At 57.1% G+C, this 22971-nt stretch carries 20 protein-coding genes and 1 pseudogene; 17 read left to right on the forward strand and 4 right to left on the reverse strand.

Features of this window, described 5'->3' with window-relative positions:
• The first annotated feature begins 22 nt into the window (after positions 1 to 22).
• Positions 23 to 1300 (forward strand): dihydroorotase, encoded by a 1278-nt coding sequence (locus tag J8I33_RS31500; protein ID WP_124555707.1) that lies wholly within the window; start codon positions 23 to 25, stop codon positions 1298 to 1300.
• Positions 1301 to 1319: 19 nt separating this feature from the next.
• The gene (locus J8I33_RS31505) at positions 1320 to 2177 is read left to right on the forward strand and encodes a lysophospholipid acyltransferase family protein (RefSeq protein ID WP_209939752.1); all 858 of its coding nucleotides are present in this window, start codon (positions 1320 to 1322) and stop codon (positions 2175 to 2177) included.
• Between the two features lie 32 nt (positions 2178 to 2209).
• Here the strand turns inward: J8I33_RS31505 and J8I33_RS31510 are convergent, their stop codons facing one another.
• Positions 2210 to 3049: a symmetrical bis(5'-nucleosyl)-tetraphosphatase gene (locus tag J8I33_RS31510; RefSeq protein ID WP_209939753.1), complete on the reverse strand. Its 840-nt coding sequence runs from the start codon at positions 3047 to 3049 to the stop codon at positions 2210 to 2212.
• 334 nt (positions 3050 to 3383) lie between these two features.
• Between J8I33_RS31510 and rfbB the strand changes: the two genes are divergently transcribed.
• From rfbB to glf, 11 genes are all read left to right on the forward strand, one after another.
• Positions 3384 to 4445, forward strand: a complete 1062-nt coding sequence (gene rfbB / locus J8I33_RS31515; RefSeq protein ID WP_209939754.1) for a dTDP-glucose 4,6-dehydratase — start codon at positions 3384 to 3386, stop codon at positions 4443 to 4445.
• A gap of 11 nt (positions 4446 to 4456) precedes the next feature.
• Entirely contained in the window at positions 4457 to 5350 is an 894-nt protein-coding gene (gene rfbA / locus J8I33_RS31520) for a glucose-1-phosphate thymidylyltransferase RfbA (protein ID WP_124593933.1), read from the forward strand.
• Entirely contained in the window at positions 5335 to 5886 is a 552-nt protein-coding gene (gene rfbC, locus J8I33_RS31525; RefSeq protein WP_124593934.1) for a dTDP-4-dehydrorhamnose 3,5-epimerase, read from the forward strand. The genes rfbA and rfbC overlap by 16 nt, the downstream gene beginning before the upstream one ends.
• On the forward strand, positions 5883 to 6776 hold the full coding sequence (gene rfbD / locus J8I33_RS31530) for a dTDP-4-dehydrorhamnose reductase (RefSeq protein WP_124593935.1): 894 nt from the start codon (positions 5883 to 5885) through the stop codon (positions 6774 to 6776). The genes rfbC and rfbD overlap by 4 nt, the downstream gene beginning before the upstream one ends.
• Before the next feature lie 4 nt (positions 6777 to 6780).
• Positions 6781 to 7689 (forward strand): glycosyltransferase family 2 protein, encoded by a 909-nt coding sequence (locus tag J8I33_RS31535; RefSeq protein WP_209939755.1) that lies wholly within the window; start codon positions 6781 to 6783, stop codon positions 7687 to 7689.
• A 39-nt stretch (positions 7690 to 7728) separates the two neighbouring features.
• A complete protein-coding gene (locus J8I33_RS31540) occupies positions 7729 to 8511 on the forward strand; it encodes an ABC transporter permease (RefSeq protein WP_124593972.1) in 783 nt (260 codons plus the stop codon).
• A gap of 10 nt (positions 8512 to 8521) precedes the next feature.
• Complete coding sequence (locus J8I33_RS31545; RefSeq protein WP_124593937.1) at positions 8522 to 9268, forward strand: ABC transporter ATP-binding protein; 747 nt, start codon at positions 8522 to 8524, stop codon at positions 9266 to 9268.
• 104 nt (positions 9269 to 9372) lie between these two features.
• Positions 9373 to 10074 (forward strand): sulfotransferase family 2 domain-containing protein, encoded by a 702-nt coding sequence (locus tag J8I33_RS31550; RefSeq protein WP_209939756.1) that lies wholly within the window; start codon positions 9373 to 9375, stop codon positions 10072 to 10074.
• A gap of 77 nt (positions 10075 to 10151) precedes the next feature.
• Positions 10152 to 11072, forward strand: coding sequence for an NAD-dependent epimerase/dehydratase family protein (locus J8I33_RS31555; RefSeq protein WP_124593939.1), 921 nt, complete (start codon positions 10152 to 10154; stop codon positions 11070 to 11072).
• A 67-nt stretch (positions 11073 to 11139) separates the two neighbouring features.
• Positions 11140 to 12996 carry a DUF4422 domain-containing protein gene (locus J8I33_RS31560; protein ID WP_209939757.1) on the forward strand — a complete coding sequence of 619 codons (1857 nt, stop codon included), beginning with the start codon at positions 11140 to 11142 and terminating at the stop codon, positions 12994 to 12996.
• Position 12997: 1 nt separating this feature from the next.
• Positions 12998 to 14146: a UDP-galactopyranose mutase gene (gene glf, locus J8I33_RS31565; protein ID WP_124593941.1), complete on the forward strand. Its 1149-nt coding sequence runs from the start codon at positions 12998 to 13000 to the stop codon at positions 14144 to 14146.
• Positions 14147 to 14198: 52 nt separating this feature from the next.
• Here glf and J8I33_RS31570 read toward each other — a convergent pair whose 3' ends face one another.
• On the reverse strand, positions 14199 to 15158 hold the full coding sequence (locus tag J8I33_RS31570) for a glycosyltransferase (RefSeq protein WP_209939758.1): 960 nt from the start codon (positions 15156 to 15158) through the stop codon (positions 14199 to 14201).
• A gap of 2 nt (positions 15159 to 15160) precedes the next feature.
• Positions 15161 to 17602: a glycosyltransferase gene (locus tag J8I33_RS31575; RefSeq protein WP_209939759.1), complete on the reverse strand. Its 2442-nt coding sequence runs from the start codon at positions 17600 to 17602 to the stop codon at positions 15161 to 15163.
• A 236-nt stretch (positions 17603 to 17838) separates the two neighbouring features.
• On the opposite strand from J8I33_RS31575, the gene J8I33_RS31580 reads away from it, so the two are divergent.
• From J8I33_RS31580 to J8I33_RS31595, 4 genes are read left to right on the forward strand one after another with little or no spacing between them, the layout of a single operon-like run.
• On the forward strand, positions 17839 to 18852 hold the full coding sequence (locus J8I33_RS31580; RefSeq protein WP_239468928.1) for a glycosyltransferase family 2 protein: 1014 nt from the start codon (positions 17839 to 17841) through the stop codon (positions 18850 to 18852).
• Positions 18849 to 19814 (forward strand): SDR family oxidoreductase, encoded by a 966-nt coding sequence (locus J8I33_RS31585; RefSeq protein ID WP_209939760.1) that lies wholly within the window; start codon positions 18849 to 18851, stop codon positions 19812 to 19814. The genes J8I33_RS31580 and J8I33_RS31585 overlap by 4 nt, the downstream gene beginning before the upstream one ends.
• Positions 19815 to 19819: 5 nt before the next feature.
• The gene (locus J8I33_RS31590; protein WP_245172604.1) at positions 19820 to 20836 is read left to right on the forward strand and encodes a glycosyltransferase family 4 protein; all 1017 of its coding nucleotides are present in this window, start codon (positions 19820 to 19822) and stop codon (positions 20834 to 20836) included.
• A gap of 12 nt (positions 20837 to 20848) precedes the next feature.
• Complete coding sequence (locus tag J8I33_RS31595) at positions 20849 to 22735, forward strand: nucleoside-diphosphate sugar epimerase/dehydratase (RefSeq protein ID WP_209939762.1); 1887 nt, start codon at positions 20849 to 20851, stop codon at positions 22733 to 22735.
• Positions 22736 to 22868: 133 nt separating this feature from the next.
• Here the strand turns inward: J8I33_RS31595 and J8I33_RS31600 are convergent.
• Positions 22869 to 22971, reverse strand: a pseudogene (locus tag J8I33_RS31600) (IS3 family transposase); the annotation flags it as partial.

The raw sequence follows: 22971 nt of genomic DNA on the forward strand, positions 1-22971 counted from the left end.
TCAACGTATTCACAGACAGCGCATGAAGATTCATATCCAAGGCGGCACGCTGATCGACCCGGTCGCCGGCACCGAACGGCAGGCCGACGTATTCGTCGCGGACGGCAAGATCGCCGCGCTGGGCAGCGCGCCGGCCGGTTTCAACGCGGACAAGACGATCGACGCATCGGGCCTGATCGTCGCGCCCGGCCTCGTCGACCTGTGCGCGCGGCTGCGCGAGCCCGGCTACGAGCACAAGGCGACGCTCGCGTCCGAGATGGCCGCGGCCGTCGCGGGCGGCGTCACGACCCTCGTGTGCCCGCCGGACACCGATCCCGTGCTCGACGAGCCGGGCCTCGTCGAGATGCTCAAGTTCCGCGCGCGCAACCTGCACCAGGCGAACGTGCATCCGCTCGGCGCGCTCACGGTCGGCCTCAAGGGCGAAGTGATCACCGAGATGGTCGCGCTGACCGAATCCGGCTGCGTCGGCTTCACGCATGCGAACGTGCCGGTGCGCGACACGCAGGTGCTGCTGCGCGCGCTGCAATACGCAAGCACTTACGGCTACACGACGTGGCTGCGTCCGCTCGACGCGTTCATCGGCCGCGGCGGCGTGGCCGCGAGCGGCGCGCTCGCGTCGCGGCTCGGGTTGTCCGGCGTGCCGGTCGCGGCCGAGACGATCGCGCTGCACACGATTTTCGAACTGATGCGCGTGACGGGCGCGCGCGTGCACCTCGCGCGGCTGTCGTCGGCGGCCGGGCTTGCGCTCGTGCGTGAAGCGAAGGCCGAGGGGCTGCCCGTGACCTGCGACGTCGGCGTGAACCACGTCCACCTGATCGACGTCGACATCGGCTACTTCGATTCGCAGTTCCGGCTCGATCCGCCGCTGCGCAGCGAGCGCGACCGCGAAGCGATCCGCGTGGCGCTCGCCGACGGCACGATCGACGCGATCTGCTCCGATCACACGCCGGTCGACGACGACGAGAAGCTGCTGCCGTTCGGCGAAGCGACGCCGGGCGCGACGGGGCTCGAGCTGTTGCTGTCGCTGACGCTGAAGTGGGCGGACGAGACGCGCACGCCGCTCGCGCAGGCGCTGCGCCGCATCACGTCCGCGCCGGCCGACGTGCTGCAACTGCCGGCGGGGCGCCTTGCCGAAGGCAGTGCGGCCGACCTGTGCGTGTTCGATCCGCGCGCGCACTGGCGCGTCGAGCCGCGAGCGCTGAAGAGCCAGGGCCACAACTCGCCGTTCCTCGGCTACGAACTGCCGGCCACGGTGCGCACGACGCTCGTGGCCGGGCAGGTCGCGTTCGAGCGCCACTGAACCACGCCGGATCCTCGCCATGACCGCTCTTCGCAAGCTGCGTCTCGTCTTTCATCTGCTGCGCGGCATGGCGATCGTCGCGCTGCGTTTTTCGCACGTCACGCCCGCGCGCCGCGCGGAGCTGATACGCCGCTGGTCGGTCAAGATGCTGCGCATCTGCGGGATGCGCCTCGTCGTCCACAACGACGGCGTGCGGCTCGACGCGAGCGCGCTCGTCGTGGGCAATCACGTGTCGTGGCTCGACATCTATGCGGTGAACGCGTGGCGGCCGACGCCGTTCGTGTCGAAGGCGGAGGTGCGGCAGTGGCCGGTCGTCGGCTGGCTCGCCGAGAAGCTCGACACCGTGTTCCTGCAGCGCGAGAAGCGCACCGAGGCGATGCGGATCATGCACGAGATGGCCGAGCGCCTGCGCACCGGCGGTGTGATGTGCGTGTTTCCGGAAGGGACGACGTCCGACGGCCAGGATCTGCTGCCATTTCATGCGAACCTGTTCCAGGCCGCGGTATCGGCCGGCTGCGCGGTGCAGCCGATCTGCCTGATGTACGAGGACGCGCACGGGCGGCAGTCGGTCGCGCCGGCCTATACGGGCGATTTGTCGCTCGGCAAGTCGCTCGACATGGTGCTGCGCGGCGGGCCGCTCGTCGCGCATCTGTACGTGTGCGAGCCAATTCCGCCGGGCGGGGACCGGCGGGCGACGTCGGCGGCGGCGCGCGACGCGATCGCGGCCGCGCTGGCGACGCTGCAGGAGAAGGTCGGCAAGCCGACGGCCGAGTCGCTCGCCGAGCTGCAGAAGCATGCGTATCCGGCGACCGAGCTCGGCGCAGACGCGGCGGGCTCGGCGACGACCGATGCGCCCGTGCCGGGGCGCGAAGGCTGACGCGCCGGCGGGGCGCGTGAATCAGCGTGCCGTCACTCGCCGCCCGGCGAGCGGCACGCTTCGCACTGCACCTGCGTGACCGTGCGCTGTGCCGGATCGGCCGTCAGCCGAACGGCCGACAACTGGTTTCCCCATACGCATCCCGAATCGAGCGCGACGACGTTGTCGCGCAGCATCAGGCCGAGTGCGGCCCAGTGCCCGAACACGACCGTCACGTCCGCGGTGCGGCGCCCCGGCACGTCGAACCACGGCAGGTAGCCGGGCGGCGCACTGTCGGGGCCGCCGTTCGCCTTGAATTCCATCACGCCGTCGGGCGTGCAGAAGCGCAGGCGCGTGAACGCGTTGAACGCGACGCGCATCCGGTCGCGCTTTTTCAGGTTCGGGTTCCATTGGTTGGGTTCGTTGCCGTACAGGCCTTGCAGCGTGTCGCGCCAGTCGGGGGCGCGGAGTGCGCGCTGGAGTTCGTCCGCGAGTTCGAGCGCGAGCGTGGCGTCCCATTGCGGTAGCACGCCCGCGTGGACGAGCAGCTTTCCGTCTTCGACATGCACGAACGGGCGGTGGCGGACCCAGTCGAGCAGGGCTTCGGCGTCGGGGGCGTCGAGGATCTCGCCGATCGTGTCGCCGGGGCGTTCGGTGCGCAGGCCGGCGGAAACCGCGAGCAGGTGAAGGTCGTGGTTGCCGAGCACCACGGTCGCGCGCGGGCCGAGGTCGACGACCGCACGCAGCGCGGCGAGGGAGCCCGGGCCACGGTTGACGACGTCGCCGGCGATCCAGAGGGGCGTGTCGGCGGAGGGCGCGAGCTGGTCGAGCAGCGACTGGAAAGCGGAATGGCAGCCTTGGATGTCGCCGATGGCGAGGGGGGTGTGCGTCATGAAGGGCGACTGTTACAATTTGTGACGTTCAAGAAAAGTGATGGCCAAAAAACGCTACGGTTGAGAATTTTATTCCGTCAGAGCGTGCCATCGGGACGAAAAAATTTTAAGACCGAGAGGGGCGGAGCGCTGTATCAAGTTGTTAGCGGCATGGCTTTTGCGCACTGCGGATCCCTATAATTGCTTCTTTCCCCAACAAAATTAGCACTTCATGACTTTGACGGTAGGGACGACCGGGTAAAATCCTCGGCCTGATGTGACTGTCATTGTCACTTGCGATTCTCAGCGGCAAGCGTCGGTTGGCGACTTGCCGCGCTTTACTAGAGGGAGCCTCATGATCCTGGTTACGGGCGGCGCGGGTTTTATCGGTGCCAACTTTGTTCTCGACTGGCTGCGTGAATCCGACGAAGCCGTGCTCAACGTCGACAAGCTCACGTATGCGGGCAACCTCCGCACGCTGCAGTCGCTGGACGGCAACCCCAAGCACGTGTTCGCACGCGCCGATATTTGCGACCGCACGGCGCTTGATGCGTTGTTTGCCGAGCACAAGCCACGCGCAGTGTTGCACTTTGCTGCCGAAAGCCACGTCGACCGCTCGATCCACGGCCCTGCTGATTTCGTGCAGACCAACGTCGTCGGCACATTCACCCTCCTCGAAGCGACCCGTCAATACTGGAACGGCCTGAGCGACGCAGACAAAGCAGCGTTCCGTTTCCTGCACGTTTCGACCGACGAAGTTTTCGGTTCGCTGTCCGCGACGGATCCGCAATTCTCCGAAACGACGCCGTATGCACCGAACAGCCCGTATTCGGCGACGAAGGCCGGCTCGGACCACCTCGTGCGTGCCTACCATCATACGTATGGCCTGCCGACGCTGACGACGAACTGTTCGAATAATTACGGCCCGTATCAGTTCCCCGAGAAGCTGATTCCGTTGATGATCGCGAATGCGCTCGCCGGCAAGCCGCTGCCGGTGTATGGCGACGGTCAGAACGTGCGCGACTGGTTGTATGTCGGCGACCACTGCAGCGCGATCCGTGAGGTGCTCGCGCGCGGCGTGCCCGGCGAGACGTACAACGTCGGCGGCTGGAACGAGAAGAAGAACCTCGAAGTCGTGCATACGCTGTGCGATTTGCTCGACAAGGCGCGTCCCAAGGCAGCAGGTTCGTATCGCGACCAGATCACCTACGTGACGGACCGGCCCGGCCACGATCGCCGCTACGCGATCGATGCACGCAAGCTCGAGCGCGAACTCGGCTGGAAGCCGGCGGAAACGTTCGAGACGGGTCTTGCCAAGACTGTCGACTGGTATCTCGACAACCAGGTATGGGCCGACGAAGTCGCGTCGGGCGAGTACCGCAAGTGGGTCGAGACCAACTACGCGAAGCGCGCTTGAGGAGATACGCGATGGCACGTAAAGGCATCATCCTCGCCGGCGGTTCGGGTACGCGGCTGTATCCGATCACCCACGTCGTCTCGAAGCAGCTGCTGCCGGTGTACGACAAGCCGATGATCTACTATCCGCTGTCGACGCTGATGGTCGCCGGCATCCGCGATGTCCTGATCATCTCGACGCCGCAGGACACGCCGCGCTTCGAATCGATGCTCGGCGACGGCAGCCAGTGGGGCATGAACATCCAGTATGCGGTGCAGCCTTCGCCCGACGGTCTCGCGCAAGCATTCATCATCGGCAAGGAATTCGTCGGCAACGATCCGTCGGCGCTGATATTGGGTGACAACATTTTCTATGGGCACGACCTGGCGGGACAACTCGAACGGGCGGATGCACGAGAGTCGGGAGCAACTGTATTCGCTTATCACGTGCATGACCCCGAGCGATATGGCGTCGTCGAGTTCGACAAATCGTTTCGGGCGATTTCTATCGAGGAGAAGCCAACACAGCCGCGCTCAAACTATGCAGTGACGGGATTGTACTTCTACGACAATCGAGTCTGCGACATTGCAGCGGACATCAAACCGTCTGCGCGTGGTGAGTTGGAGATCACCGATGTCAATTCGCGCTATCTTCAAGACGGTGTGTTGAACGTCGAAATCATGGGGCGTGGTTACGCGTGGCTCGATACGGGAACCCATGATTCATTGATCGAGGCAGCGAGCTTTATTGCGACGCTGCAGAAGCGACAAGGTTTGGTAGTGGCATGTCCGGAGGAAATTGCATATCGGAAGCATTGGATCGATGGGGAGCAACTGTCTAGGCTTGCACAGCCGCTTGCCAAAAATGGTTACGGCCAATACCTCAAGAACATTCTCACGGATCAGGTTGCATGGGCATCGAAGTAAAGGCGACAGCGATTCCAGACGTCAAATTGATCGTTCCCCGTGTATTCGGGGACGCGCGCGGATTTTTCCTTGAGAGCTTTAATGCGCGTGAATTCTCCGAGAAGCTCGGTGTCGATGCACCGTTCGTTCAGGACAATCACTCGCGCTCGACCAAGGGAGTGCTGCGTGGTCTGCACTATCAAATTCAGCATCCACAGGGCAAGCTCGTGCGGGTTGTGGATGGGGAAGTGTTCGATGTTGCTGTAGACATTAGGAAAAGTTCACCCACCTTCGGAAAATGGGTGGGGGCGGTCCTGAGTGCATCGAATTTTCACCAATTTTGGATTCCGCCCGGTTTTGCACACGGATTTGTTGTGTTATCAGAAACGGCGGATTTTCAGTACAAGACCACGGATTACTGGTACCCGGAGCATGAGCGGAGCATTGCGTGGAATGATCCGGAAATCGGCATTGAGTGGCCCATCGATTTTCAGCCAACGCTGGCGGCGAAAGATGTGGCAGGCCAGCGTCTGAGCGAAGCGGATGTCTTCGCGTGAGGGGTACTGTGGATAGGCCGACGATTGTTGTCACAGGCGTGAGCGGCCAGGTTGGCTTCGAACTTCAGCGCACGCTTCAATGCCTAGGGCGTGTCGTGTCTTGCGATCGCGCTGCTCTAGACCTGTCTGATCTGGCGCGTGTGCGTGAATTCATTCGCACAACGGCACCATCGATCATTGTCAACCCAGCTGCTTATACAGCGGTGGATCGCGCCGAGACCGATGAAGTGATGGCCATGCGGATCAACGCGGAGTTACCTGCTACTCTCGCTCAAGAGGCGGCGGCGCTGGGTGCAGTGCTTGTGCATTATTCAACCGACTATGTGTTCGACGGGCAGAAGTCCGGTCCGTATGTTGAAGATGATCAGCCGAACCCGCAAAACATATACGGAAAGAGCAAGCTCGCCGGAGAGTTGAGTGTTGCCGCAGCAGGTTGTGCACACCTGATCTTGCGTACGAGCTGGGTTTATGGACGGCGGGGAAAGAATTTTCTGCGAACGATGCAGCGACTTGCAACCGAACGTCGAGAGTTGAAGGTGGTTGCCGATCAGATTGGCGCGCCGACGTGGTCTCGGACAATCGCGGAGGCGACCGCGCAGATCCTTTCACAAGGAATCGCTGCAAATCGCTCGGAATGGTGGCGGGAGCGCTCTGGTGTCTACCATCTTACAGCCGCAGGCGAGACATCATGGTGCGGCTTTGCGAAGTCCATTCTTGAACGCGATGGCCATCATGCCGATACGGTGGTGGTGCCGATCACGTCAAGTGAGTATCCGACACCTGCTGCGCGACCTTCCAATTCGCGGATGAGTATCGACAAAATATCCAAGATATTCGGTCTGCACATGCCCGCGTGGGACGAGGCGCTGGGCCTGTGTCTTGGTGATTGATCGAATGAGCGAGCGTTCCGCGACATCCCAAAAAATCGGCATTGTCGTCGTGTTTTATCGACCCAACGCTGATTGCGTGCGTAACGCCAATCGACTTGCTGGTTTTGGCCATTGTATTGTTGTAGATAATACAGAAAGCAGCGCCAACGCAGGCGGCGTTAGACTTGATCCGGCGATCGAGTACATCACAAATGGCCGAAATTTAGGGATCGCAACTGCATTGAACCAAGGTGTCGAGCGACTGCTTGAGCACGGTTGCCGATGGGCTTTGCTGTTTGACCAAGACAGCGAGCCGACACCGGAGTTGCTTACCGGTTTGCCAAAGCGGATCGATGCGGCCGTTAGACGGAATCCACGCGTTGCGCTTGTCGGCCCCGCGTATGCAGATGCTAGGCTTGGCGGTGTCGCCCCATTCATTCAGTTTCGACATTTTTCACTCAAACGCATTCGACCGACATCGAATGAGCCGGTGTCTGTCGATTTTTTGATTACGTCAGGATCGTGCATCAATTTGTCGTTGTGGCGTGAAATTGGTCCGATGGACGATTCACTATTTATTGATTTTGTCGACCTTGAATGGTGCGTTCGTGCGCGTGCGCGTGGGTGCCTCATTCTAGGTATACCGGACATCACGCTCGTGCACGAATTGGGGGGCGAGCCTGTTAGGGTTCTTGGTCGACTCTATCCGAGTCATAGCGCGCTACGCCACTACTACTTGTTTAGAAATGCTGTACTTCTAATCAAGCGAGACTATGTTCCGTTGAGTTGGAAGAGTACGGAACTAATTAAATTCCCGTTTAGGCTGGCCATCTATGGCGTATTCATGACTCCCAGAATGGAGCATCTTCGCCTATCTTTGCTGGGCTTGTGGCATGGGCTGAAGGGGCGTAGCGGGAGGTTAGAGCGGCAATGAAGTATTACACAGCGATTCTGATTTCGATTGATGGTTCTTATGTTCAATAGTGCACTAATTGACTTGTGGCAGAGTCTGGCCTCTTGGAGGCTCTGGATGTTGTTGGGGTGGCTCGAAATTCGTCAGCGATATGCTCGCTCACGGGTGGGACCATTCTGGCTCACCATCAGTATGGGGGTGATGGTGGGCTCTCTGGGCGTCGTATACGGCACGCTTTTCGGTCAAAAGATGAGCGACTATCTGCCCTTCCTTGCGACAAGCATTGTTATGTGGGGTTTTTTTTCGCAAGTCGTTCAAGAGGGAAGTCTATCGTACATCAACAGCGGCTCTTATATCCGCCAGACCCCAACTGCAAAACTCATTTTTGTATTGCAGGTCGTTTGGCGGAATCTGGTGGTTTTGACTCACAACTTTGTCATCATCCTTGTCCTGCTTGTTGTTTTCGGCGTAAAGGACTGGGTATCGCTGATCTTTTTTGTACCCGCATTCGGCCTTTACGTTCTGAACGCTGTTTGGATTGCAATGGTAGCCGGGCTTTTGTCGGCTCGATTTCGAGACCTGCCTCAGATCATCGGTGCTTTTCTGCAGGTGGCATTCTACGTGACGCCGATCATCTTCAAGCCGACTTCGTTAAATCGGTTCTCGTTCATCGTGGAGTGGAATCCTCTTGCATACATGATCGATATCGTTCGTGCACCGTTGATTGGTGAGATACCGGGAGCGACTACATGGATCGTCGTGGGCGGGATGGCTCTGGTGGGCTGGCCCCTCGCGTTGATGCTGACAGGGCGATATCTGAAGCGTATCCCGTACTGGATTTGAGGGGCAGAAAGTGGCTTACATTGAACTAAAGAACGCGACACTTGACCTGCCTATCTACGATCTCCAAGGTCGGTCACTGAAGAAAAAGGTGATGCGAATGGGGCGACGGAATACTATTGCTGAGGACAACGATGGAGTAATCGTCGTTCGAGCCCTTGATAGCGTTTCGATGCGGTTCGAGAGCGGGGACCGAGTTGGGCTAATCGGTCATAACGGGGCAGGAAAATCGACTTTGTTGCGTACGATGGCCGGGATCTATACACCCACGTCGGGCGAAGTGCAGCGAAGCGGAAAGGTCGTGCCGTTGCTGGATATCAGCTTGGGAATGGATGAGAATTCCACTGGCCTCCAGAACATTCGTCTCCGGGGATTGCTGCTCGGTATGTCGGATACGGAAATCAAGGCAAAGCAAGAAGAAATTGCCGATTTCTGTGAGCTTGGCGACTACCTAGATTTACCGATTCGAACGTACTCGAGCGGGATGCGGGTTCGCCTCGCATTCGCAGTGTCTACGGCGGTTGATGCGGAAATCCTGTTGCTCGACGAAGTCATGGGGGTGGGGGATGCATCTTTTATGCAAAAGGCGAAGACTCGTCTACAAGACCTGCACGGTCGGGCCGAGATTGTAGTCCTCGCAATGCACTCGAATACCGAAATTCGTCGCGTGTGCAATAAGGTGTTATGGATGGAAAGAGGCCGCGTCCATCGGTTCGGGGGCGTGGAGGAAGTGCTTCAAGAATATGAGGCGCAGGTCTGAGTTACCACGCATCGATGTTGTTTGTGGAAGAGGGGACGCGGTCGAACGCGACGCGTCTCTCACGAAGAACCGGTAGGAGCATAGTCGGTAGTGCAAATATGACGATGATGTACTTCAATGACCACCAGCTTAGATTCATTCGTATTCCCAAGAATGCGTGCTCGACGGTCATTAATAGCCTGGGTTTCTCGAAAATTCAAGGAAGGAACCCGCATCACGTTGGCGAATCGTTCGCCGGCGCTTCGCCGGACGCCCACGAGTGGCCGTGCCTTATTGTTCTGCGAGATCCTTTTGAGCGAGTTGTTTCCGCGTACTTAAACAAGTTTACGGAAATCTTGCCGGACGAATTGTTTGTCCACGAACTCGTCGAATACATCTGGCGGGTGCAAAGAGGGAAGGCACGACCATCGTCGACTTCATCGGTTACATTTCGCGAATTTGTAACGCATCTCTGTGCTTTTCCAGACGAACAACTCGACCCACATTGGCGCAGTCAGTCCGCGTTCTTGACCGAGCAGCCGACGATCTGGCTCTGGATGGAAACACTGCAGGAGCAATGGAGTGGCCATCCGCGGTTGCGAGAGATCGAACTCAAAACTTACGCCCCACACGCGACTAGGTCAGACATAGGCATTGGCAGCAACGTGCTAGACGTGAACGGTGAGGTGTTCCTCGGGTTCAAGGAAATTTGCGGACAGTTTCCGGCATCGTCACAGTTTCGCGACGCAGAGCTCGTTGGACGTATTCGAGCCAGGTTCGCGGCTGACTATACCCTGATCGAGTCGATGTTTGGAACTTCCCAGTAAAAGCAAGTGGTACCGGACTTCGTTCATGGCCACGCGGCGATGCACTGCAATATCGAAAATCTTGTGGATTTAGAAAGATGAGAGCACTAATCACTGGGGGATTCGGTTTCATCGGTTCCCATTTGACACGCCACCTTCTTGACAAGGGTTGGAACGTTACCGTTGTCGACTTGGAAGGTGCTACACCGTGTGTGGCGCTGCCGATGGATAAGTTGACTTTGATCAACGGGCCCTACTACGCCCCGGAGGTGATTGCGCAATGCGGTGGAGAGATCGACGTGTGTTTTCATCTCGCATCTAGCGTTGGGCCCGCGCTGTCGAACGAGAAGATCGTATTCGATATTGAGACGAATTTAATCGGAACTGTCTCGTTGCTTGATGCGCTCTCGCCGAAGCAAATTCGGCGATTTGTTTATATTTCATCGGGAGGTACCGTCTATGGCACGGTGCCGAGTGTACCGATTTCGGAAAATCAACATGGCTTCCCGACGTGTTCATACGGAATTGTAAAAAAGGCGGTTGAGTATTATTTGCATCTTTATAGCAAAATTCACGGGATGCGCTACAACGTTATTCGCCTTGCAAATCCGTATGGGGTTGGCCAGCGCCTAAATTACAACCAAGGGGCAATTGCGAACTTTATTGGAAAAATCATCAATAACGTCCCCATCGAAATCTGGGGGGACGGATCTGTTGTTCGCGATTATATCTATATAGATGATGTGGTGAGGGCCATCGTGGCTGCCGCAGAAAGCGACGCGGAAAATGAAATATTCAATATTGGCTCGGGCGTAGGTCTTTCCCTGAATCAAATAGTGAAAATTCTTCGCGACGACTTTGGATTGCCGTTCGAGGTAAAATATCAGGCGTCGAGAAGTGTGGATGTTCCTGTTAATATCCTTGATATTGCAAAGGCAGTCAATAGATTAAACTGGCGACCTGAAATTGATGTCAAGAGTGGCATTGAAGCCACTTTGACGTGGGCCCGTGGTCAGTGAAAGTTATTGCCGCGTGCGAAAAAAAGCATCAAGAAATACTGGCCATGCTGAGTCAAGAGTTACTTCAATGAAAATTTCTCTCTACATAAATTATTTCAACCCTGCTTACATGGTGAAGAGCAGGGTGATGAAGCCGATTCAGACTGGATGTGCGATATCAAAGCACGACTTGCCGACGCTCAAAGATAATGTCGGTGAAAATATTTCCGGGAAAAACGCGTCGTATTGTGAATTGACGGGGCAATATTGGGTCTGGAAAAACGACAAAGAATCGGATTATGTTGGATTTGTTCATTATCGTCGTTTTTTTGATTTTTTCCCGGAGCGAATTGATCGAAATGTAGATTCAAGTGGGCTCGTCATTGAGGATCGTCTGTCCGCGGAAGTGCTCGCCAAATATGGTCTGACCGATCATGATATCGAGCGCTGCGTGGAGGGTGTCGACATGATTTTGCCGGAGCCCTGGAATGTCGCGGGTTGCGGTGCTACAACAATTTACGATCAATATCGTGACGCCACATTTCATCACATCAAAGATCTTGATCTTGCTGGTGAGATAATTTATGAAACATGCCCGGAGTACTATGGGCATTTCAAAAAAGTGATGAGCTCGGAATCGGGTTTATTCACCAACATGTTCATTTTTAAGCGTGAAATATTTGAGGAATATTCCGCTTGGCTTTTCCCGTTGCTCGCCGAGCTAGACAAGCGTATCGATGTTTCAAACTATGGCCCCGCCGAGCGTCGCGTCATTGGGTATATCGCTGAACGCATGGTTGGCGTGTTCGTCTCGAAGAAATCGGCGGACGACAAGGATTTGAAGATTAAGTACTTGCGCCGTGTATTTGTAAAAGATACGTCCCCGATCGCGTCATGTCCACCGTTGCCGGTTACCGATCTCAAGCCGGTATCGGTTGTTGCCGCTACGGATTCGCACTACGTTGCTCATATGGCTGCGCTCGTTGCTTCGGTTTTTTCTAACGCGGCACACGATAGGTTCATCGATTTTCTGATTCTTGATGGAGGGATGACCGAACTTGAGCGTCGAGGTCTTCGCGCGCTGGAACGATTGCATCCACATGCAAAGATTTCGTTTGTTGATATGTCAATGCAGTTTCTTGACATCGATGCTCATATGTACTTCACGCGCGCCACGTTCTATCGGCTTGCGTTGCCTGAGATCGTCTACAACCGCAATAAGATCTTATTTCTCGATACCGATGCTGTAGTCATCGATGATGTCGCCAAGATTTTTGACACTGAGCTTGATGGCAAGTCAGCGGCCGCGGTAAAGGACGTCATCATGGCATCGTTTGTTGCGATGGGAGTTCGTTCAATGGCGGAGACAGGAGGCTATCCGACTGCGAAATACTTGTCCGACGTGGTCGGAATGAAGGAGCGGTATCGGGACTACTTTCAAGCAGGACTCATTTTGTTTAATCTCGAGAAGCTTCGAGAAAATCGGTTGTGTCAGAAAATGATTTCTGATCTTCGGCGTAATAGATATTGGTTTCTTGATCAAGATATATTAAACAAATATCTTGTTGGTGATGTTCGGTTTCTGGATTTAACTTGGAATAGTGTGAGTTTGCCGCCGGGGCATGGAAATGCGCTGCCGGTCGACATCTACAACGCGTATCTCGAATCACGAAAGAATCCTTCCATGCTGCATTATGCAGGAGCGATTAAGCCGTGGAACGATCCGGGTTCAGAGTTTGCGCAATATTATTGGTTTTATCTGAGAATGACGCTTTGGTATGAAGATCGCTTGCTAAAGCTAAGTTCTTCGGCGGCACCCTTGTCTTTGCGTAGTAATACCATGAAGCGACGGGTTGCTTCGGCAGTGTGGAGGCGATTGCCTGGTTTTATCCGCCGTGCAATCTTTCCGCTAGCCACGACATTGGATCAACGGTGGAAGAATTGATATGGAAAAAATACTTATTGTCGGCGCGGGCCTCTCTGGGGCGGTGATCGCCCGTGAATTGGCCGAAAAGGGAATGAAGATTACGGTGGTAGAGTCGCGTAATCATGTGGCCGGTAATTGTCATACCGAGCGGGACGCGCGAACTGGAGTGATGGTTCATGTCCACGGCCCTCATATTTTCCATACTGATAACGAGGAAGTCTGGAAATATGTAAATCGCTTTGCAGAATTTGCGCCATATATTTGTCGAGTGAAGGCGACAACCGGTGGGCGCGTTTATGGGCTTCCGATAAATTTGCACACAATCAATCAATTTTTCGGAAAGACATTTAATCCGAAAGAGGCGAAGCAATTTATCGAGCAAAACGCGGAAAAGTCAATTTCAGAGGTGCGAAGCTTCGAGGATCAGGCGTTGCGCTTTCTGGGGAAAGACTTGTATCACGCGTTTTTCCGTGGCTATCCGATCAAACAGTGGGGTTTGCCGCCGAGCGAGTTGCCTGCATCTGTTTTGAAACGATTGCCGGTGCGATTTAGTTACGATGACAATTACTTTGGCCATCGTTTCCAAGGAATGCCGGTCGAGGGGTATACGCTCATGGTCGAGCGGATTCTCGATCATGAAAATATTGACGTCCATTTGAACTGTAGCTTTGATCGCACATCGACGTCAAAATATGATCATGTATTCTTCAGTGGTCCACTGGACAGTTGGTTTGAACATAAGTTGGGGCATCTCGCGTATCGAACATTGAGGTTCGAGCCAATTTATGACACGGGAGATTTCCAAGGCTGCGCGGTGATGAGTTATCCAGAGGAGAATGTTCCGTATACGCGCATTACTGAACACAAGCATTTCACTCCCTGGGAGGATCACGAGGAAACTATCGTATTCAAGGAGTTTAGTAGTCAATGTCAGCCAGGTGATATACCGTACTATCCGATCCGTTTGGTCGAAGATAAGGAAATGCTGCGCGACTATGTTGATCTGGCCGAGACGGAGCGTAACGTCACATTTGTTGGTAGATTGGGCACATATCGCTATCTCGATATGGATGTCACTATTGCCGAAGCTCTAGATGTGGCGGACACTTTCCTCACCGCTCGTACGGAGCGGGCGCAAATGCCTGCATTTGTCGTATCGCCTCTTTGATTCGATTGGGTATTTTTCCTCTTTGCCAAATGCAAGTTTGGCAAAGAGGAAATTAAGCAACGTAGAGGTGCTGAATCGAATCGAGAATAGTCTGCGCACGATTCTTATATGTGTGATCTCGCCGAGTGCGCGCTTGTGCAGCCTGTGCAATTCTTTTTGCGGAGATGGGATCGTCTTTCAGCATTTCCCAATGTCGACGCAACTCTACTGGCGAATCAAATAGGAGAATTTCTCCGCTTGCTTCATCGTAGTAGTCGCTAATTTCGAGACCTTCGACGAACATGCACTGTACTGTACCGGCTGCGGCTGCTTCAAATGTTCGCGGTCCAGGGGTTGAGGCATCTAAATTGAAGCGCTCGTTTGCTAAATTATGTCGCCTACCGACATTTAGTGTAATGAGCGAGGATGCATACATATCCGGAAGAACATTGTTGGGTATGCGCTGATTCGAAGTGAAACTCAAGTCTTGCGGCCAGCCGTCGCCAAATATTTCAACATTAATATGTTGGAGATAAGGTGCGCAGTCCCTCAGGAGTTGAATCCGATTGTTGAACCCGACTCCACAAAAAAATAAATCACGTGTCTTTTCTGTTTTGAAATCTCGAAAATGAGCCTCGCAATCTGCTGCGAGCGGAAGATGCACGACATGCGGGTGCTGGTAGTGCGTAGATGTCCATTTGTCGTTGGAAAAAACTATATCGGCTATCGATGTAATTTTTGCTGCATGATCGAATTCATAGGGATCGTCATGAAGCCAGAATGCCATTGTGGCGTCGACATCCATTGCGGCCTGCTTTAACGGGAGGTAGTATGCTTCTGAAGGCATGCAAGATCCGAACACTAAGATCAGATCTGGTGATGTGGCCTGTGCAATCAACGTTGCGCTTTCAAGGGAGCATGCGGTTACATCGGCGACGTTTTCGAGAGCGCGAAAGCCGTTCGCAACGTATCCTCTAAGGATTGCATTGTTGTTAACTGCGTCGGGCGATGCTCCCGCAATTAGTACTTTCATTTTTACCTCGGTACCCGAATTCTGTTTGCAATGATGCGCAGCGTCGGACGTACGCCGTGAATCTTGTAGAAGGCAGCCAGTTTATGCGCCTTCCGTATTGCACCGGAGAACATCTTTCCGCCAAGCGGCAAAAACTGCGTCCCATGGTGCCAACTGAATGGATGGGGCGCGATTCCTGCATCTGCGAGATTCAATTCCGCCTCGAATTGTGGCATGCCATGAGGGCGATTTTTCAACAACGTCGAATAGACATCGCTCAAAGAAGCTACATGACTCGAAATTTGAGCGTATAGTGTTGGAGAGATATTCGATCGGTACTTCGAAAGCATTGAGGGCGAGTCGACGAGGGTGTGGATCGCGTCGATCAGATCTCCTTCGCTATCGGGAGCGATTTTCAGTCCGTTCACGCCATGGTCTATGCGCTCGCCGAGCGCTCCGATGTTTGTGACAATTGGAACGAGGCTCATCTGAAGTGCTTCCGACAGCGTAAGGCAATAAGTCTCGGGCCAGATCGATAGGTGCAATGAGACATCGCACTCCTTCAATGCTTCGGGCATAGCGTCGTATCGGTAGCCTCCGTGAACAACGACGTTCGGATAGCGGGCGGGGTCGGCAAGATCGGCATACTGTGGATCAATTCGACCAAACAAATGCAGTTCCACCGGTGCGCTTGCGAGTAGTGGAAGAGCACGCGACAATACGTCGCCACCTTTCTGATGCGTGATATTGCCGAGCCACGCTATCTTCAAAGGTGTCGATTTTGTATGGTTGCGGGTCGTGGCAGTTGCCGTACTGTCAGGTATGGGTACGGGAAGCACCTGCACATTGGAGTGAAGTCTGACTGACGGATAGATGCGCTCGTATATGTTCTTGCTGTGGCTTGTATTGAAGACAAGCATGTCGACACGACTTAATGTGTCATTCCAGAAACTCCGTCGGAGTGCCTGGGAACCCGGCGCAACATGATGTTTTTGCCACAAGCAGACGTCACATTGCGATAACGGGATGTCTGGTGCGCCGCAGAACGTCTGCTTGAACGACAATAGATTGAATTCGTGACAGGCGCCGTAGAAATCATGTGCAGTGAACGCGCTCGCAATCCCTAGGAGGCGCGGCACGAGGGTAAGTGACGGGGGGTGGCCGATAAAATGATGGAAATGAACGAGATCTACATGGTATTTGCTTAGGATATTTCGAAATGCATTTTCCCTCTCCTCACATCGAAGCAGATCAGTACCGTAGGTGTGAGCGAAATTTATAGTCTCAAGTGCTTCGTACGTTTCTGACAGAAGCTGGGCAGATCGCCCGGTTCGATTGTCCGGAACATAGAACAATACGCGGTAGTCGCCTTTGAGTGCGTCACGCAGGCGATCAAGATATACTTCGACGCCGCCGAAGTTTTTGCTTCCGATTACGTTATGCGTGACGAACAAAACTGTTCGTCGATCAGATACGACTGAACTGGAGGCAGAGGAGCGAATCTCCGATGCGGCGGTTAGAATGGTATCGACACGTCGGTCATACGTATGCAATTCTGTGGCCTTCGCGCGAGCGGCTTCCGCAATTTCGTTGCGATAGGCACGATCGTTAATTATCTGCGTCGCTTTCGCGATGAAATCATGCTCGTCCGAAAAGAAGACAAGCTCCTTCCCCGGCGTAAAGAAGGTTTTGGCCTCCGTCAACGAATCGTGAATGATCTGAACCGAGCCGGCCAGAGCAGCCTCGAACAAGCGAGGGGGTGGTGTCTCCGCAAATTCCCGACCACCGGACGCGGTAAAGACGCGAGGCAACATCAACGTAATTGCGCTTCGATTTGCGAAACGTGCGAAATCTGAGGGCGACGTTCGCCAGGACAGTGCGCTTGGTGGTAAGTCAATCCCGTGCGGTGGCAGAAAGGGATTGGTCGGAAGCGCAAGCTTAAATTTCCAATCATCAGGCAACTGCTTCAGGACCGAGCGCAGGAACTGGCTTCGGTTGGGCCAGGCGGTTCCCGCAAAAAACATGTGGTAGCGCAGTTCTTGCTGTAGCGGGAGAACCGGCAACGAATGAAATTCTGAGGCACCGGCCAGTGGCAGATGCCGACCACGACTTCCGTAAGCTGAAACACTGGACGAATCGTTCGTAAACACGACATCGAACAACTCGGCGTTTCTCAGATTGATTGGAAGCTCATACGGATCTTCTGTAACCCAGAGCACCGAGCGACCGCAAATGGTTGCAAGCGTCGCACACAGGTCCTTACGAAGTTCTTCGCCATCGAACGCAATGAACAGGTCACATTTCTGGCGCATTGCGGTTGCAGCAGCATCGATCGGGTCTACTTTGGCGACGAATTCGACATCCGGGTGTCGCTGCAAGGCATGAAGAATCGCGAGACAAATGTAATGGTTTGGGTTGCGATATTTCGTGTCAAGCAAGAGGACGCGGAATTTTGGTTGACTCATAGATCTTTCTCTGCCGACAGGGGCGGTACGTGAGGTCATACAGGGGTCATTGAGCGACGGTGTTGGTAGCCTCGTCGTGACGGATGTTCGTTCGCGAACTCAAAGCCGTGCTGTTGCCGGCCCGCTAGCGTCGCGCTGAGCGTTCGGGGCCCGGCGGTATGCTGGAAGTGTACGGATGGTGCTTCGTTGGTGCGGTTGGGGAGGTACCGCAATGTTAACGCACATCGGGGATTCTGATGCCCTTTCTTGAGGCAATGGGGTCGAGTCTAGCAAGCGGTAAGCATGGTGGTGTAAGTAACCGTAACCGCGGTCGAGGCCATCGCTTGCCAATATGGTGGCTTATGGCCACACTTACCGCTTTTAGGAGATGTCAACCGGATGGTCAAGTACCGAATTCAAGGGCATTGGCGGTGATAGGCAGCGCACGGAATGATGGCGCGCGACTTTCGGTTTCCGTTGTCGTGTTTCGGCCGGACGTTGCCGCTCTGATCAGGACTCTCGACACGCTGAGGAGTGCGATCTCAACCTTGAACGATGAGAGAGGCCCGGATGGGACGACAATCTTCTTGGTCGACAACGGCGGACTACCGGACGTAGGGAGTGCGGTTCAGTCACTACATGCAGTCGGCGCAGACGTGGCAGTCCTAAGCGGACATGGAAATGTCGGATACGGTCGTGGTCACAACATCGCCTTACAAAGCGTTGGCAGCCGATACCATCTCATTCTTAACCCGGATGTCGATATCGAGCCATCCGCACTGGCCGACGCGATAGCTTTTCTTGATGACAAGCCGGAGGTAGGTCTGCTTGCGCCGCGTATCGGTGATGAGCACAGCGCATTGCAACACCTTTGTCGACGCTTTCCGAGCTTGGTGGACCTCGCAGTGCGTGGGTTCATACCCGTAGCGTGGCGCAAATGGTTCCGTCGGCGCCTCGCCCACTACGAAATGCGCGACGTGATAAACGACCGCGACGTCGTCTGGGATCCACCCATCGTCAGCGGCTGCTTCATGCTGTTCCGCACGGAAGTGCTGAAGAAGTTGGGCGGTTTCGACCCGCGCTACTTCCTCTACTTCGAGGACTACGACCTGAGCTTGCGTACGCATGACGTCGCGCGCGTCGCGTACGTCCCGTCGGTCCGCGTGATCCACCACGGCGGCGGCGCGTCCCGTAAAGGCTTCGCCCACATCCGCATGTTCGCCGCGTCGGCCTTCAAGTTCTACAACCGTTTCGGCTGGAGGCTGTGGTGAGCCACCTCATCGTCACGGGCGCAAACGGCTTCGTCGGCCGCGCGGTATGCCGTCGCGCGCTGGAGGCTGGGCACACCGTCACCGCACTGGTGAGGCGCCCGGGCGGATCCATCGACGGCGTGCGTGAATGGGTGCACGACGCCGCCGATTTCGACGGCCTCGACGAAGGATGGCCAACGGATCTTGTAGCCGATTGCGTGATCCACCTCGCCGCACGTGTACACGTGATGCACGACGAGTCGCCGGATCCCGACGCCGCGTTCGACGCGACCAACGTCACCGGTACCTTGCGTCTCGCCAAAGCCGCACGCCAGCACGGCGTGCGCCGCATCGTCTACGCGAGCAGTATCAAGGCGGTCGGCGAGAGCGACGGCGGCGCGCCGTTGTCGGAAGCGGTGAGTCCCGACCCGCAGGACGCCTACGGTCGCTCGAAGCTGCGTGCGGAGCGCGAACTCGCGCAATTCGGTGCGTCGAACGGGCTCGACGTCGTGGTCGTTCGGCCACCGCTGGTCTACGGTCCGGCGGTCCGTGCGAACTTCCTGCGCATGATGGACGCGGTTGCACGCGGGATACCGCTGCCACTCGGCTCGATCGCGGCACGTCGCAGTATCGTCTACGTCGACAACTTGGCCGATGCACTGCTGCAATGCGCGATCGATCCGCGAGCTGCCGGCGAATGTTTCCACGTCGCCGACGACGATGCGCCGTCGGTCACGGGCCTGTTACGTCTGGTCGGCGACGCGCTTGGCAAGCCGGCCCGCCTGATCGCCGTCCCGTCCGCCGTGCTGCGCGCGCTCGGTACGCTGACCGGCCGCCGCGCGGCGATCGACCGCCTGACCGGCAGCCTCCAACTGGATACGGGCCGGATCACGCGCGTGCTCGGCTGGCACCCGCCTTATACGACCAGACAGGGCCTCGAAGCGACCGCCGCATGGTATCGTTCGCGCGATACACAACAATAGCCGACATGCATTTCCTGATATCCACGTGGCCCGAAGCGGCCGCGGTGGCGCTGGCTGCTGCCATCGCGTCGACGGCCATCCTGCGCATGCTGCTCGCGACCGGCCTTGCGTGGCGCCTTGCCACCGATATTCCGAACGACCGTTCGCTCCACACGCTGCCGACGCCGCGCGTCGGCGGGTGGGGCATCGTACCGGTTGGCGTCGTCGCGCTGCTCGTGCTGGCGCCGCACTTGTGGCTGATCGCCATCGGTGCTGCCGGGCTTGCCGCGGTGTCCCAGATCGACGACCGGCGCGGGCTGCCCGCCCGCGTGCGGTTCTCGGCGCACCTCGCGGCGGTCGTCGCGCTGATCGTCGTGTTTCCGGCCGACGCGCCGTGGTGGCTGCTGGTCGGCATCGGCTTCGTGATGGTCTGGCTGACGAACCTGTACAACTTCATGGACGGCGCCGACGGCCTCGCGGGCGGCATGGCGCTGTTCGGCTTCGGTGCGTACGCGGTCGCGGCGCTGATCGCCCCGACGCCGTCGCCGGATCTGGCCGTGGCCGGCTCGGCCGTAGCCGGCGCCGCGCTCGGCTTCCTGCTGCTGAATTTCCACCCGGCCCGACTGTTTCTCGGCGATGCCGGTTCGATTCCGCTCGGATTCCTGGCCGGCGCCCTCGGCTACTGGGGCTGGCGCGGCGACGTCTGGCCGATCTGGTTTCCGGCGCTGGTGTTCGCGCCCTTTATTGCTGACGCATCTGTAACACTTTTGAGACGTCTGTTACGTGGCGAAAAGTTCTGGCAGGCGCACCGCGAGCACTATTATCAAAGGATGGTCCGCGCGGGCGTAGGTCACCGCCGGACAGCTCTTTATTGGTACCTCATCATGCTCGCAGGCATAATCGTCGCCGTGTGGGCAACGGGCCGCCCGGAACTGCAGCAGTGGCTGTCGTTCTTCGCGTGGTACGGCGTCCTGGCATGGTTCGGATGGGTGATCGACATGCGTTGGCGCCGGTTTCAGTCCGCCGCCGAAAATAACTCTTGAGGTTTCCTGCCGATGTTGCGATCCAAAGCATCATGGCTTTCGCTGAGCGCTTTCCTGTTTGACCTGACGGCGGTCGCCGCCGCGTGGTTGTTCGCCTATCTCGTCCGATTCAACGGCAGCGTTCCATCCGATTTCATGGGCGGCGCGCTGACGGCGCTCGTCTGGGTGTTGCCGGTCTACGCGCTGATGTTCCACTTGTTTGGGCTGTATCGCGGGCTGTGGGTGTTCGCGAGCCTTCCCGATCTGATGCGGATCTCCAAGGCCGTCATCGGTGGCGGCGTGATCGTAATGATCGGCGCGGTGATGTTCCAGCCGAGCCCGATCATCCCGCGCTCGGTGCTGCTCGTGTCGCCGCTGATGCTGTTCCTCGCGATGGGAGGCGCCCGCGCGCTGTACCGCGCGACGAAGGAGTTCTACCTGTACGGCGGGCTGGTCGGCCAAGGCAAACCGGTGCTCGTGCTCGGTGCCGGCACGGCCGGCGCGAGCCTTGCGCGCGAGCTGTCGCGTTCCGGCGAATGGCGTCTGGTGGGCCTGCTCGACGACGACGTCACGAAGCAGGGCCGCGAAATCTACGGCTACAAGGTACTCGGCTCGTTCAACGACCTGAAGCATTGGACCGACGCGCTGAAGGTGGAATACGCGATCATCGCGATTCCGTCGGCCTCGGTCGAAACACAGCGCCGCGTCGCGACGCTGTGCGTGCGCGCGGGCATCAAGGCGATGGTGCTGCCGTCGCTGACTGCGTTGATGCCGGGGCAGGGCTTCCTGTCGCAGGTACGGAACATCGATCTCGAGGATCTGCTCGGCCGCGACGCGGTGACGATCGACACACCGCACGTCGAGGCGTTGCTGCGCGGCCGCGTCGTGATGGTGACGGGCGCGGGCGGCTCGATCGGCTCCGAACTGTGCCGGCAGATCCTGCGCTTCGCGCCGGCGCAGCTCGTCGCGTTCGACCTGTCCGAATACGCGATGTATCGGCTGACCGAGGAACTGCGTGAGCGCTTCCCCGATCTGTCCGTCCTGCCGATCATCGGCGATGCGAAAGACTCGCTGCTGCTCGACCAGGTGATGTCGCGTCACGCACCGCACATCGTGTTCCACGCGGCTGCGTACAAGCACGTGCCGTTGATGGAAGAGCACAACGCGTGGCAGGCGCTGCGCAACAACGTGCTCGGCACCTATCGCGTGGCCCGCGCGGCGATTCGCCACGACGTGCGTCACTTCGTGCTGATCTCGACCGACAAGGCCGTCAATCCGACCAATGTGATGGGCGCGAGCAAGCGTCTCGCCGAAATGGCATGCCAAGCGTTGCAGCAGACGAGCGAGCGCACGCAGTTCGAGACGGTGCGCTTCGGTAATGTGCTCGGCAGTGCCGGCAGCGTGATTCCGAAGTTTCAGCAGCAGATCGCGAAGGGCGGGCCGGTGACGGTCACGCACCCGGAAATCACGCGTTTCTTCATGACGATTCCGGAAGCATCGCAACTCGTGCTGCAGGCGTCGAGCATGGGGCGCGGCGGCGAGATCTTCATTCTCGACATGGGCGAGCCGGTCAAGATCGTCGATCTCGCGCGTGACCTGATTCGTCTGTACGGTTTGTCTGAAGGGCAAATCCGGATCGAATTCACGGGGCTGCGTCCCGGTGAGAAACTCTACGAGGAACTGCTCGCGGACGACGAGACGACCACACGCACGCCGCATCCGAAGCTGCGAATCGCGCGTGCGCGCGAAGTGCCGGACCATCTGCTCGATGAGCTATTGCCTTGGCTGATGCAGCACCGCGTGCTCAGCGACGACGAAGTGCGGCGCGACCTGAGGCGCTGGGTGCCGGAGTATCAGACGGCGGTGGCGCCGGTGTTGCAAAGTGTGCCAAGGCGCGTCGTGTCGGGCGGATCGGCTTGATACCCTCGCGCCAATCGGACCGGATGGCTGATCGACCTACATGTGCCGTTCAGTAAATTACTGAGCGGCATTTTTGTTGGTGGGTAGCTGCAAGGGTAATCCCCCCGTTTTCCACGGGGTTCAGAAGTAGAAACTAAGCGGCCATGGCCAGCCGCTGCCTCGGCGTAAATCCGCCCAGGGCCATGTTCGGGCGGTCGTGATTGTAAGTCCACATCCAGTCGGTCGCGAAGCGCTGC

Source organism: Burkholderia sp. AcTa6-5 (assembly GCF_017815075.1).
Lineage (GTDB): Bacteria > Pseudomonadota > Gammaproteobacteria > Burkholderiales > Burkholderiaceae > Burkholderia > Burkholderia sola.